The following is an 11,348-nucleotide window of genomic DNA, read 5'->3' as shown; positions in this document are numbered from 1 at the left end:
GGTGACCTGGACGCGCAGACCGGAGTCGGTGGCTACCGTGCCGGCGACAACTTGGTCGCCGTCGCTGCGGCGGACGGTGCGTGATTCGCCGGTGATCATGGACTCGTCCATGCTCGCCGATCCGGAGACGATGGTGCCGTCCGCCGGTACTCGGCCGCCGGGGCGCACGACGACGACATCACCGCGCTGCAGCTCGGCCGGGGACACCGGCACCACATCGTCGCCGTCGACGCGTTCGGCGGTGTCCGGGAGCAGCGCCGCCAGTGAGTCCAGAGCGGAGGTGGTCTGCGCGAGGGATCGCATTTCGATCCAGTGCCCGAGCAGCATGATCACGATCAGCAGCGCCAGTTCCCACCAGAAGTCGAGCTGATGATCGAGCAGGCCGAGGCTCGCTCCCATCGACGCGACGAATGCGACGGTGATCGCGAGGGCGATGAGCAGCATCATTCCCGGTGCACGGGAACGGATTTCGCTGACTGCGCCGGTGAGGAAGGGGGATCCGCCCCAGGCGTACATCACGGTGCCGAGCGTCGGGGAGACCCAGGCGATCCACGACGCGTCCGGCAGTGAGTATCCGAGAAGCATCGCAAACATGTTCGATGCCACGATCACCGGAACGGCGAGGACCAGCATGATCCAGAACAGACGACGGAACATGCCGACGTGATCGCCGTGACCGACGTGATCGCCGTGACCGGCATGGCCACCGTGCCCGGTATGCCCTGTGTGTCCTCCGTGTTCGGAGTGCTCGCCGTGACCGACGTGATCGCCGTGACCGGCATGGCCACCGTGCCCGGTATGCCCTGTGTGTCCTCCGTGTTCGGAGTGCTCGCCGTGTCCGGTGTGGCCTGCGCTGCGTTCGGACGTGTCGTGCCCCGACTGCGCGCCAGCTCTCTTAGCCGTTCCGACGTCAGAATGCGTGTGGTTGTTCATCGCGAAATACCTCTTCCTGCAACGACTTCAGCGGTTACGCGGTAGGCGAATCTGCGGTTTGCGGTTCGGCTGCGTATCCGGCATCGCGAACGGCGGCAATGACCCGGGCGTGGTCGGGCTCGCCGATGCTCGTCACCGTCAGCGTTCCTGCCGACGCTGATGCTTCGACCGTGTCGACCCCGACCACAGCACCGACTTCTTCCCGGACCGACGCTTCGCAGTGGCCGCAGGTCATGCCCGTGACTTTGTAGTGCGTGGTGATCATGTCGCGCTCCTCCGACTGTCTCTATACCCCCTAGGGGTATCTGGCTAACGTGTCAGACCATACCCCCTCCCCGTATGTTTCGGAAGGCCGTTGGCTGCGTCGAGCGGTTTACGAACCTGCGGCGACGACCGGTCCGTTGGCTGAACTTCGAATCGAGTCAGGGTGCAGTGGGGTCTACGTCGAATCGGCCAGGGTGCGCGGTCCTGACATAGCGCACCGCTGTGGTGGTGCCGATACCGAACACGGTCATCAGGGCAACCGGGTCGCCGCTGTGGGCGGCCTCGTCGAGGATGCGATCGACACGCAGTTCGCGGGCGGTGATGCCGAGGTCACGGAATGGGCGGGTGATGTAGTGGCGACTGCCCGGCAGCGCGGTAGGCGCAGTCACCCGGGTAATCAGCAAGTACGGATTCGTGCTCGTCGGCCACCGACGCTGACGGTAGATCAGCCAGTCGCGGAGCACCTCGGCGGTGAACTCGTCCAACCAGAACGTGTGGCGGGTGTGTGGCCGGGTGACGGTTGCTCGTCCTGCCGAACGGTCGAGATGGTCGAGTCGGAAGCCGATGACCTCTTCGATCGTCAGCGCGTGGACCGCGACGAGCGCCAGAATCACCCGGTCATCGGGCCTGGTCAGCTGATCGAAGAGCCCATGTACGCGATCGGATCGTAACGGTCTGAGGATCCTGCGGGTGTACCGACCAGCGACCTCTCGGGCAGGGTCGGCGAAGATGCGACGTTCGCGTTTGAGTCCGCGAAAGAGCGACCTCAGGGCCGTGTGCACGTTATGTCTCGACTGCCCTGAGTGACGGCTGAGAGCGCGCTCGATGTCGACAGTATCGACAGATCGCAGACTTTGGTGTGTCTCAGCCCATTCCTGCAAGACCGGTAGCGCGAAATTGAGATAGAGGGCAATCGTCACTGCCGTCAACGGTCTGGATTTACGTCGACCGCGGCCGCCCAGCGCAGTGACCCACGCCTGCACGTCGTCACGGAACTGCGCGGGTGTCTGCTCGATCATCCGTATCGTGCGCTCGGTGTGCCGGGCGGCATTGCGTGCCGCCACCCCATCGGCAGGGTTTCGTCCCGACATCAGTTGGGAGGTGGAACGCGGCGGGCTCCGCGCTTCCGGGCCCCGGCAGTGGGTGCGGCAGGGCCCGACCGATCGCCGATTGCGCGTGCTGGAGCTGCGTCGAGATCCGCGTCGTGAACAGCTTCCGCCAGCATCAGATCACCGACAGTGCAGTTCAACGCCGCACAGATCTTGTCCAGGTCATCGAGTCGGATCGTGATCGGCGCCGAAGACCACAGGGCCGCAGTCTTGCTCAATGACGGATGGAAGTCGACCTGCTCGAATGCTTTGAGCAGCTGCGTCGGACGCCAGATGTCGCGTTGCGCCGCAACCATGCGCAAATTCCATTTCATCTTCTAATTCTCCGTACTCAAGCGCCGCACGGCGCGTTGTGTCGACTCGATGACGGACCGTTCCGGGTCGGCTCCTGCCGACGCCAGATAGCCCACAGTGGTGCTTGCCCATTCGTGACCGAGCATCTTCTGCACATCCCACAAGGGCATTCCTCGTTGGTAGTTGTGGGTAGCGCAGGCATGACGCAACAGATGGGGGTAGAGCTCGCGCACCGGGCCGTTGAGGTGATGGTGCGATGCAGCTTTGAGATTGCGGCGAAATGTCGAGGGTTGAATGGCGGGTGCAACGGCGAGGTTGAGCGCCGCGACGGCGGTCGGCAAGCGTTCCGATGGCCACAACGGTGCGCCCGCGTCGGTCGGGTCGTCGCAGAACTCGCCCCGGACCTGCTCGAGATACCACCACAGCAGCTCTCTCCCCTCTTCGAAGAGAAAAGCTTGCCGTTCGCGTGGACCCGATCCGCGGGCACCCTTACCCACGACGACGAAGCGGCCCCACTGTCCCGCTTCCCAATGGATGTCGCCGATCTTCACCGCACACAGCTCCGACGCCCGCACACCGGACAAGTACGCAATCTTCGCCATGGTGTAGTCGCGTGCGCTCACGTGGTACTTGCGAGAGCGTGGCAGGGCGTCTCTCCAGTCGGCGAAGAACGCTGTCATCGCTCGTCGAGTGGGAGGAATCCGCAGCGCGAAATCACCCCTGTGCCTCGGCCGGTTGAACGGGTCGACCGGTGACTCGACACCGACGCCGAACGCTCGGAGCAGCTCGCCGGCGTAGCGGTGCTCGAGGAATCGGTAGTAGTTGTCGATCTGAACTGTCTTCTTGCGGATGGTTGCGTGACTGCGTTTGCCGGGACCGGCGAAGTACTGATCGAACTGCTGCTGGGTCAATCGCCATGGCACGCAATCGAAGTAATCGCATATCTCGATCACGGGATACATGATTCTCTGCAACGTCGCGGGGCTCAGACCCGCCACATCTCTGGCCCATCCGTATTCGACCAGCGTGTTACGGAAGAAGTCGTGTTCGTCGTCCCCTGACGCCGACGCCAGCCGCTGCAGCGATTCGACGTCCGCAAGTTCCCCGCTGCCGACCCGCGCGGCACTCGATGCGCCGTCGGCAGCGATACGTCGCTGCCGACGAGTAGCGAAATCTGACACGAACAGTGAACTTATGCGAGGAACTCGCAGAATCTACGAGTAACTGATGAAATTTGAGCGACCACGGAATGAAGAAGAATCGTTGCTCTGACCAGGGAACCTGGGCTTACACCGGTTCCTGGCAGCCGATCGAACCCGTGCGGACTCCAGTGGCCAACGTGGGGTCAGCGTTGTCGACGGCGCATCGCGGGTGAAGCTGTTCTCGCGCAACGGAAACGACATATCCGCCTCGTTCCCGGATGTGGCGGCGGCGTTGTCGGAGACGACGGCGGGTCGATCGATGATCCTTGACGGCGAGTTGGTGGCACTGGATTCGGGCGGTCGGCCCGATTTCGGGTTGCTGCAACGCCGAATGCATGTCGCGCGGCCGTCGGCGGCGTTGCTGCGGTCGACCCCGGTGACGTATTTCGTCTTCGATGTCCTCGACGTCGACGGCGAATCGGTCCGGACGCTGCCCTACACGCAGCGCCGTGCGCTGCTCGAAGGTCTCGGCGTGGCCGACGGGCGGCGAGTGCAGGTGCCGCCGACTATGACGGGAATCGACGGCGAGACGTTGATGGGCATTGCCGCCGACAACGGTATCGAGGGGGTCGTGGCGAAGAAGGCTGAGTCGGTGTACCGATCGGGGATCCGGTCGCCGTCGTGGATCAAGGTACCGATCCGGAACACACGCGAAGGCGTGATTTGCGGATGGGTTCCGACGGGCGGCCGCGCTGGCGGGACACTGGCGGCGCTGCTCCTCGGAGCGTACGACGAGGCGGGCGAGTTGGTCTACATCGGTCGTGTGGGAACGGGTTTCACTGATCGGATGCGCCGTGAGCTGCGGAGCGCGCTTGCTGATCGCACTCGTTCGGACAGTGCGCTGCACGGTCCGGTTCCGCGCGCCGACACGGTCGGGGTGTCGTGGGTGGCACCGGAATTGGTGGCGACCGTGGAATATCGCGAACAATCGGCAACGGGGCGTTTACGGCATCCCGCATTCAAAGGAATCCGATCCGATATCGCTCCCCATGATGTCGTGACTTGAAAGGGTGCAGCTCATCGCCACATTCGTTGGTTACGCTGGCCGGGTATCCGAGTCCGTAGGCATTGTGTGTGATCGAAGGGTTTTTCGGCTGTGGCCAAACGAGTGACAACCCAATTGGTGGACGATATCGACGGGTCGGTCATCGACGACGAATCCGGCGAAACGATCGAATTCGCGGTCAACGGTGTCGAGTATGTGATCGACCTGAAAGCGAAGAACGCCACCGAGTTTCACAGGAAGCTCGACTACTACATCGAGCATTCGACGCGGGTCGGTGGCCGCAAGCGTAAGCCCTCCCCCGCCGGCGCGGCGACGCCCGCGAAGACCGGGACACCGGCCACGCGTGATCCGGCGCAGACACGCGCGATCCGGCAGTGGGCGGCCGACGAGGGTTACGAGATCAGCGATCGCGGTCGGATCCCCGCTGCGATCGAAGAGGCGTACAACTCAGCCCACTGAGTACCGCGACCCTGTCGGTGGTCGGCCCTACAGTGTCGCGTGTGAGCGAGTGCGAGTCCGTCGACGCGGCTGCGGTGCCCAATAACGTGCTCGACGAGCTCGCCGAGGTTCTGATCGACAGGCTCGATCAACTACTCGATCGGTTGACCGACCGGGCGTTGGCCGCGCCGACACCAGGGTCGGCTGCGTGGGAGTCGGAGTGGAGCATCCGCAATACGGAGACCGGCCGCGCCCGTGAACGCGAACGCTCTCGGATTCGCGCCGAATTGGTACGACGAGCAGGTGCCGGCCTCGGCACAGTCGGCTCCGCTCCCCCGGTTGCTTCGCCGCCCCTCGCCGATTCGGTGCCCCGATCACGCAGAGTGCGTGCAGCTCGTCGTCGCGTCGACGAGGCACAGCTCGCGTTCTTCTGAGATCAGCTGTTCAATTGCTTTCTTGCTGCTCTCGCGGACTGGTGTGGCGAGTTCGTGCGCACCTTCTGTGTCATCGCGCTAATTCGAGGCGGTCGCTGTCACCGTAGGTGGAAGCGCATCGACCATGGCGGCTACTTCGGCGTCCGATAGATCTTGGTCTGCGTCGGGCGGGGCGGGAATCATCTTTCGCAGGCGGTCAGGCTGAAAGGTGCTTTCGAGGAGCTCTACGGCACGGTAGATGATGGTTTCTTCGATGTGTTGGACGTGGTCGATGAGCCAGCCTTGAATTTCGTCTGGTCCCTCGACGTGGGGGCCGAAAAGGCGTCTTAACGCCTCAGGCTTGTACCCCCAGTCGATCAGCTCGGTAGCTGTGAACCAGCGGCCGGTGGGTCCGGGGGCCCAGTCTTCGTGGCCGTAGTGCGGGTCCGCCTCGTTGGTTGGACCTGGTTGTTCATCACGGGCAGGGTCTTTGGCGTCGTCGGGGATCCTGGTATCCGACATTGTGGTCTCTCCTTGTTCGATCTTCTCTGGTGTGGCGTTTCTGTCGTGGCCCATGGGTACCCTCGTCTTCTGCGCTCGCGGTTGATGGTGTCTGCCGGCACCTCTACCGGCTGGCGTTGTCCAGGCGGTAGTTCGCGACTTTCCAACCGTGGTCCGTGCGTTCGAGGTCGACGGTGGCCGTGTATGCGGTGTACGGGGTGATCTCGCCGCTGGTGTGCTGCACGGTCTGCGAGATCACAACTGGGACAGTGGCTTTGCCGGTGCCTATGGAGGGCTCGCCGTCGAGTGTGGTGATTGCGGTGACGATGTCGCTGCTGCGGGACCACGCGGACCACTCCGACATCGGTTGCGGCGCTGGAATCGGGCGTGCTGCGGCCGCGGTGGCCATCGGCCCTGTGAGGTTGTCTCGCTGCTCGTGCAGGGCTTCCCACGGTGAATCCTGTACTGCTGGTTGCCATGTGTACACACCGGACATGACGGACGTTGCTACTCCGGCCGGGTCCGTGGCCGAGGGGTCGATGGCAATTCCGGCGTCGGTGCCCGCACGCGGGGGTGTGTCCGAACCACGTGAGAAGAACACGATTGCGGCGGCTATGGTCACCGCGCCGACGATGCCGAAGCACGCGAGAACGATTGTCGCTGTGCGGTTCATCTCGAGCGTTCCTGGGAATCGAGTGCATCGGCTGGATCGGTGTCGGAAATTTGTCCCAGTGCAGCGGCTTTGGCGATGACTTCGAGCCAGCCGGTGACGGGTCCGTGGGTGTCGGTGCGGTCGAGGATGTGTGCCATGTCTGTGCTCCTTCGATTCGATGATGGTCAGTGTCGCAACGGGTACCGACACATCTGCGCGGGTCGGCGGTTGCTCTATCCGAGGATGTTGACTCCCGCAGCGGCGAACACGCTGACAGTCCAGATCGCCCACATCGCCAGGAGAGTCGATGCCACAGCGATTGCTTTCTTCAGGGCGGTGACCGTCCAGTTCCTACCCCGCATGTAGTCGATTCCGACCGCCAACACACTCCCGATAGCCAGGGCGACGGTGACCACGATGATCGCCCACCATCCCTGGCCGAGGGCGTCCTCTGTTGCTTCGAGGCGGCCGGCGTTCTCTTCGATGGTGTCTGCGGACGGTAGGACCCAATTCGCTACGGGAACGGACCAGGCCAGCCAGATGACGACTGCGGTCACGCCGAGCGCGACGAGCGCTCGGTGCACGTCGTGGGGTCCCAATTCGTATGCCGTGCGGTGGGGTGTGCTGGTGGCCATGGCCGTTGTCTCCTTCGGTCGTGCGTGGTCGGTGAGGGCTATCGAGCCAGGTCGTAATCGGATGCGGTGGCGGTGATGGTGGTGACGTAGTTCTGGGTCTCCGAGTAGGGCGGGATGCCGCCGAACTGTTGGACCGCTCCGGGGCCGGCGTTGTATCCGGCGAGCATCAGTTCGACGGGATCGCCGGTGATGGCACCGGATTCGATACCCGGTCGTAGGGTGTCTGCGACCGAGCAGTTGTAGCGGCCCTGCGCCATGACGGCGTCGCCGATGTCGTTGGGATCCCCCTCCCCCGCTGCCCCGGTGACGACGCCCTGATCGTCGACGGGGAAACCGAACGACGCCCACGTTCCGGGGAGGAATTGCGCATACCCTTCGGCCCCGGCCGGGCTGGTCAGGCCCGGTGTGAAGCCGGATTCCTGTTTGAGCTGAGCGGCGAGGATCGCGGGTGAGAGCTCGCGGCACTGAGCGGCCGAGAGGGCGAGCCACGGCTCGAACTCGGGAGGGATCTGGCCGGCGGCGAGGTTCGCGTGATCACCGAGACCGGCACCGGGTGCGGTGGTGCAGTTGCCTGTGGCTTTCGGTGCGGATCCGCCGCCGCCGGGGACGGGCCCGTAGGTCTGGCCGGGTGCCGGTGCGCCGTGGCCGACGGTGGTGACGTGGACGTGGTCGAAGTGGTTCTGGGTGGGAGATCCCCTGTCCTCCATGGTGTTCGGTTCACCTTGGGAGGGGATGTATTCCTGTCGCCAGATCATGTATTCGATCTGGAGGTAGTCGCGGTTCGCCCACAGGTAGTCCTTGACCTGGTCGCCGAGTGCTTTTCCTTCCTCGGAGGACCAGTTGTCGATCATGATGTCGGCTGCGCGGCCGGAGGGGTGGTCGTCGAATCCGCCGCCGTCGGCTCGCCACCCGCCGATGGTGGTGATCTGCGGGAACTTGGCGTGGATGGCGCGGGCGACGCGGACGGTGTCGACCTGGAAGTGCTCTTCGGAGCCGACATTGGCGGGCAGCGCTGCCATTTCCGCGGTGCCGCCGTTCGGGGCGGGCGAGGTCGGTGCGGTCGTCGACGGCGTCGGCAGTGGACTCTGACCGGTCTGTCCGCTGCCGGGTTCGGCGGCGGCTTCGTAGAACGGCTGCGGGTCGATCGCGTTGTCGGGTGACCAGGGGCCGGTGTGGTACTCGAAGTGCAGGTGCGCGCCGGTGGTGTCGCCGTTGTTGCCTTCGTCGGCGATGTGCTGACCGGCGGTGACGTGCTCGCCAGGCTTGACCAGGACACCGTCGGGGAACATGTGCCCGTAGACGGTGGAGACGATCTGGCCGTCGATGTTGTGTTCGAGGACGATCCACATCCCGAACCCGTCGGCGGGTCCGGCTTGCGTGACGGTGCCGTCGGCGTAGGCGTAGATCGGGGTGCCGACGGGCCCGGCGAGGTCGATGCCCTTGTGCATCGTTCCCCACCGTGACCCGAACGGGCTCGTCAGCTGTGCTTCGGAGGTCTTCATCGGCTTGGAGAAGGACCCGGCCGGAACACCGCCTGCAGCCGCGGAGATACCTTTCCCGGGAATGCAGTTGGTGGGTACTTCTTCTCGGACGCCGGTGGTGACGAACAGGACCACGAACAGCGACAGTGCGAGCACCACGCTCAGCGCGATCGCGCCGCCCTTCTTCACAGCGCAGCCGCCCCGAACGAGTGCGAGCCGTAGGATTGGGTGGTGATCGAGCGCGGCGAGCAGGCGGCGAGTCGTTCGGTGAGAGTGCGGTTCTCGCTGCGGAGCCGCCCGATCTCGGCTTCGGCCGCCCGTAGCTTCGCGGCGACGTCATCGGACGCCGGGGACCGGGAGGATCCGAACTTGTCCTTGACCCACCGTGTCACGGTGTTCTCGTGCGCTCCGATCGCTCGTGCAAGGACTGCAACACATTCGGCGCGCGAGGCGTAGTTCTGGCGAGACTTCTCGTACTCGGTCAATACCCATTGCCGGGTCTCGGCGGGGAACTCGGCTCGCCGATGATCGCGGGGATCGTCGGCGAGCATCACCGCGCACCGACCAGTTCGGAGTCGTTGCCGTAGGCATCTGCATCGTCGAGTTCGTGGTGCTGGCCGGCGAAGTACTCCGCGAAGCGGGCGTTGGTGTCGTGGACTCCGGTGTCGTATTCGACGTCGGTGAGGATGGTCTGGATGGGGATGCCGGGGGTGTTGTCCTTGGCGACCTTGATCAGGAACTTCCCGCGGCCGATCGGGTTGCGGACGGTGCGGCGTTCGGATCCGCGTAGCGCTGCCCCTCGTGACCAGGAGGTGACCATGCCCGCTTCGGCGTCGGTGAACTTCAGCTCCCCCGAGAGGCGCTCGACCTCACCGATCGGCAGGCCGCCGCACACGACCATGCCGGCGCGGTCGATGAAGCCCTTCGCGGTCTTGATATCGGCTTCGGTGGGCAGGGTTTCGAGGTCGCGGCCGGTGTGGGTGATCATCAGCAGCCCGGTCGCGTCGGTGCGGTTGAGGCGGGTGATCTCGTTGACGCGGGCGACCATGCCCGGTCCGGCACCGATGACCTGCCACAGCTCGTCGAGGGCCATCAGGAACAGGCGTTGACGGTCCAGGCCTGCGTCGGCGAGCAGGTGCGCCGCTTCCACGGTGCCGTAGGCGTCGGCCCAGCAGGAGAGCATCACGGCCGCTTTGAGGGTGGTGTCGCCGCGGTCGAGGGAGGAGACGTCGATGCAGATCATCGGTGCGTCGAGGTCGATCGGTTCGGTGGTGTGGTCGGCGAAGATGTCCCCGAGTGGCCCTGAGGTCAGTGCGCCGAGGGCCTGCATCAGTTCGGTGATGGCCTCGCGGTAGCCGTCACGATCGGTCTTGTACGCCGCTTGGAGCATGGCCGGTGATCCGGCGTCGATGCGGGCGTAGAGGTCTTTGAGCAGCGGCGGGTGGGTGTAGGAGAATCCGCCGTTGGCGTACAGCTCGCGCAGCGCGATCCCGATCAAGGAATTCTCGAAGGCCTTCACCGAGTGGGTGTCGTAGCGGATCAGCTCGACCAAGGCGCAGACGGCGTTGATCTGACGGGTGGAGATGGTGATGGTGGCGACGTCGATCAGCTCGTCGAGCTCGGCGATCCGGGCTGGGTCGGTGGCTTCGTCGCGGGCGGCGATCGCGCGGACGACGGCCTGCCCGAGGGCCCCGGCGGCGAGCGGGTTGAGGTGCCCGCCGCCGTGCCCGAGGGTGATCACCTGCCCGCCGAGCAGGCGGGTGAGCTTGACGTATTCGCCTTTGATGTCGCCGGCGACGATGGGGGTCTGTCCCCATCCGCACGCCCCGAGGAGGATCTTGCGGATCAGCGTCGACTTCCCCAGGCCTGGCAGGGACAGGACGAACATCGAGGGGTTTCCGATGAGCTTGTCGCGGAAGTACGCGAACGGATCGCACGAGACGGCGTTGCCGGTGATGGCGTGCTGACCGACGATGGTCCCCGACGAGGGCGCGGCCGCGCCGATCGCCCACGGGTTGAGCCCGCACATCTGCACCGAGGTCGCTTCGTACTCGATCGGGGCCGGGACGGTGGCCATTCGGCCACCACCGGCACCCTTGAGCCCGCGTGTGGTCGAGGACAACGACTCCCGCCACAACTGGTCCGAGGCGGCCTCTTGAATGAAGGCTTGGTTGCTGACCGGGTTCTCGTTGCGCCACCGAGTCAGGCCGATGCCGCGTCGCGAGAGCTTGTAGGGCTCTTCGGCGTCACCGGTCGCGACGGCTGCGGCGAGCGCGGCGTAGTCGGTGTCGCCGATGATCCAGCGGACGAACGCCGACGGCTGCGCAGTGTCGGTCTCGAAGTGCAGGTCGCCATCGCTGTATCCCGAGTCGGGTCGGTCGGCGGTCATGGTCATCGTCGGGAGTCTCTTTCTCACGCAG

At 64.9% G+C, this 11,348-nt stretch carries 15 protein-coding genes; 3 read left to right on the top strand and 12 right to left on the bottom strand.

Annotated elements, in window-relative coordinates:
• The 5 genes from CH266_RS25015 to CH266_RS24995 form a co-directional block, all read right to left on the bottom strand.
• The coding region (locus CH266_RS25015; RefSeq protein WP_441347070.1) for a P-type ATPase at positions 1-933 on the bottom strand (933 nt) is incomplete at its 3' end.
• A 34-nt stretch (positions 934-967) separates the two neighbouring features.
• Complete coding sequence (locus CH266_RS25010) at positions 968-1,198, bottom strand: heavy-metal-associated domain-containing protein (RefSeq protein WP_063216977.1); 231 nt, start codon at positions 1,196-1,198, stop codon at positions 968-970.
• Between the two features lie 157 nt (positions 1,199-1,355).
• Positions 1,356-2,261: a site-specific integrase gene (locus CH266_RS25005; protein ID WP_063216976.1), complete on the bottom strand. Its 906-nt coding sequence runs from the start codon at positions 2,259-2,261 to the stop codon at positions 1,356-1,358.
• A gap of 26 nt (positions 2,262-2,287) precedes the next feature.
• A complete protein-coding gene (locus CH266_RS25000) occupies positions 2,288-2,620 on the bottom strand; it encodes a helix-turn-helix domain-containing protein (RefSeq protein ID WP_170945395.1) in 333 nt (110 codons plus the stop codon).
• 3 nt (positions 2,621-2,623) lie between these two features.
• Positions 2,624-3,781 carry a tyrosine-type recombinase/integrase gene (locus tag CH266_RS24995; protein ID WP_217901027.1) on the bottom strand — a complete coding sequence of 386 codons (1,158 nt, stop codon included), beginning with the start codon at positions 3,779-3,781 and terminating at the stop codon, positions 2,624-2,626.
• Positions 3,782-3,881: 100 nt separating this feature from the next.
• Here CH266_RS24995 and ligD point away from each other — a divergent pair, with 100 nt between their 5' ends.
• From ligD to CH266_RS24980, 3 genes are all read left to right on the top strand, one after another.
• Positions 3,882-4,808, top strand: a complete 927-nt coding sequence (ligD, locus tag CH266_RS24990) for a non-homologous end-joining DNA ligase (RefSeq protein ID WP_369597419.1) — start codon at positions 3,882-3,884, stop codon at positions 4,806-4,808.
• A 90-nt stretch (positions 4,809-4,898) separates the two neighbouring features.
• On the top strand, positions 4,899-5,267 hold the full coding sequence (locus CH266_RS24985; RefSeq protein WP_094688949.1) for a histone-like nucleoid-structuring protein Lsr2: 369 nt from the start codon (positions 4,899-4,901) through the stop codon (positions 5,265-5,267).
• A gap of 41 nt (positions 5,268-5,308) precedes the next feature.
• Positions 5,309-5,680 (top strand): hypothetical protein, encoded by a 372-nt coding sequence (locus CH266_RS24980; protein WP_032407509.1) that lies wholly within the window; start codon positions 5,309-5,311, stop codon positions 5,678-5,680.
• Positions 5,681-5,758: 78 nt separating this feature from the next.
• Here CH266_RS24980 and CH266_RS24975 read toward each other — a convergent pair whose 3' ends face one another.
• The 7 genes from CH266_RS24975 to CH266_RS24950 form a co-directional block, all read right to left on the bottom strand.
• Positions 5,759-6,235: a hypothetical protein gene (locus tag CH266_RS24975; protein WP_141214580.1), complete on the bottom strand. Its 477-nt coding sequence runs from the start codon at positions 6,233-6,235 to the stop codon at positions 5,759-5,761.
• Positions 6,236-6,284: 49 nt separating this feature from the next.
• Positions 6,285-6,833, bottom strand: coding sequence for a hypothetical protein (locus tag CH266_RS24970; RefSeq protein WP_094688951.1), 549 nt, complete (start codon positions 6,831-6,833; stop codon positions 6,285-6,287).
• The gene (locus CH266_RS25630; protein WP_155290488.1) at positions 6,830-6,970 is read right to left on the bottom strand and encodes a hypothetical protein; all 141 of its coding nucleotides are present in this window, start codon (positions 6,968-6,970) and stop codon (positions 6,830-6,832) included. Before CH266_RS25630 ends, CH266_RS24970 begins: the two co-directional genes overlap by 4 nt.
• A 75-nt stretch (positions 6,971-7,045) precedes the next feature.
• Positions 7,046-7,447, bottom strand: a complete 402-nt coding sequence (locus CH266_RS24965; RefSeq protein ID WP_094688952.1) for a hypothetical protein — start codon at positions 7,445-7,447, stop codon at positions 7,046-7,048.
• Positions 7,448-7,485: 38 nt separating this feature from the next.
• A complete protein-coding gene (locus tag CH266_RS24960; RefSeq protein WP_094688953.1) occupies positions 7,486-9,117 on the bottom strand; it encodes a M23 family metallopeptidase in 1,632 nt (543 codons plus the stop codon).
• Complete coding sequence (locus CH266_RS24955; protein WP_094688954.1) at positions 9,114-9,479, bottom strand: transposase; 366 nt, start codon at positions 9,477-9,479, stop codon at positions 9,114-9,116. The genes CH266_RS24960 and CH266_RS24955 overlap by 4 nt, the downstream gene beginning before the upstream one ends.
• A complete protein-coding gene (locus CH266_RS24950) occupies positions 9,479-11,323 on the bottom strand; it encodes an ATP/GTP-binding protein (protein ID WP_255176024.1) in 1,845 nt (614 codons plus the stop codon). The genes CH266_RS24955 and CH266_RS24950 overlap by 1 nt, the downstream gene beginning before the upstream one ends.
• Positions 11,324-11,348: the final 25 nt, after the last annotated feature.

Origin of the sequence: Rhodococcus sp. 06-1474-1B, assembly GCF_002258885.1 — a bacterium.
GTDB lineage: Bacteria > Actinomycetota > Actinomycetes > Mycobacteriales > Mycobacteriaceae > Rhodococcoides > Rhodococcoides fascians.
The sequence above is the reverse complement of the archived record's forward strand: the minus strand, read 5'-3'. Positions and strand labels throughout refer to the sequence as shown.

What these genes read in the sequence shown, in the direction of transcription:
- CH266_RS25010 (WP_063216977.1), bottom strand. Translation starts at nt 1,198, where the DNA reads ATGATCACCACGCACTACAAAGTCACGGGCATGACCTGCGGCCACTGC.
- CH266_RS25000 (WP_170945395.1), bottom strand. Translation starts at nt 2,620, where the DNA reads ATGAAATGGAATTTGCGCATGGTTGCGGCGCAACGCGACATCTGGCGT.
- CH266_RS24975 (WP_141214580.1), bottom strand. Translation starts at nt 6,235, where the DNA reads ATGGGCCACGACAGAAACGCCACACCAGAGAAGATCGAACAAGGAGAG.
- CH266_RS24970 (WP_094688951.1), bottom strand. Translation starts at nt 6,833, where the DNA reads ATGAACCGCACAGCGACAATCGTTCTCGCGTGCTTCGGCATCGTCGGC.
- CH266_RS25630 (WP_155290488.1), bottom strand. Translation starts at nt 6,970, where the DNA reads ATGGCACACATCCTCGACCGCACCGACACCCACGGACCCGTCACCGGC.
- CH266_RS24965 (WP_094688952.1), bottom strand. Translation starts at nt 7,447, where the DNA reads ATGGCCACCAGCACACCCCACCGCACGGCATACGAATTGGGACCCCAC.
- CH266_RS24955 (WP_094688954.1), bottom strand. Translation starts at nt 9,479, where the DNA reads ATGCTCGCCGACGATCCCCGCGATCATCGGCGAGCCGAGTTCCCCGCC.
- CH266_RS24950 (WP_255176024.1), bottom strand. Translation starts at nt 11,323, where the DNA reads ATGACCATGACCGCCGACCGACCCGACTCGGGATACAGCGATGGCGAC.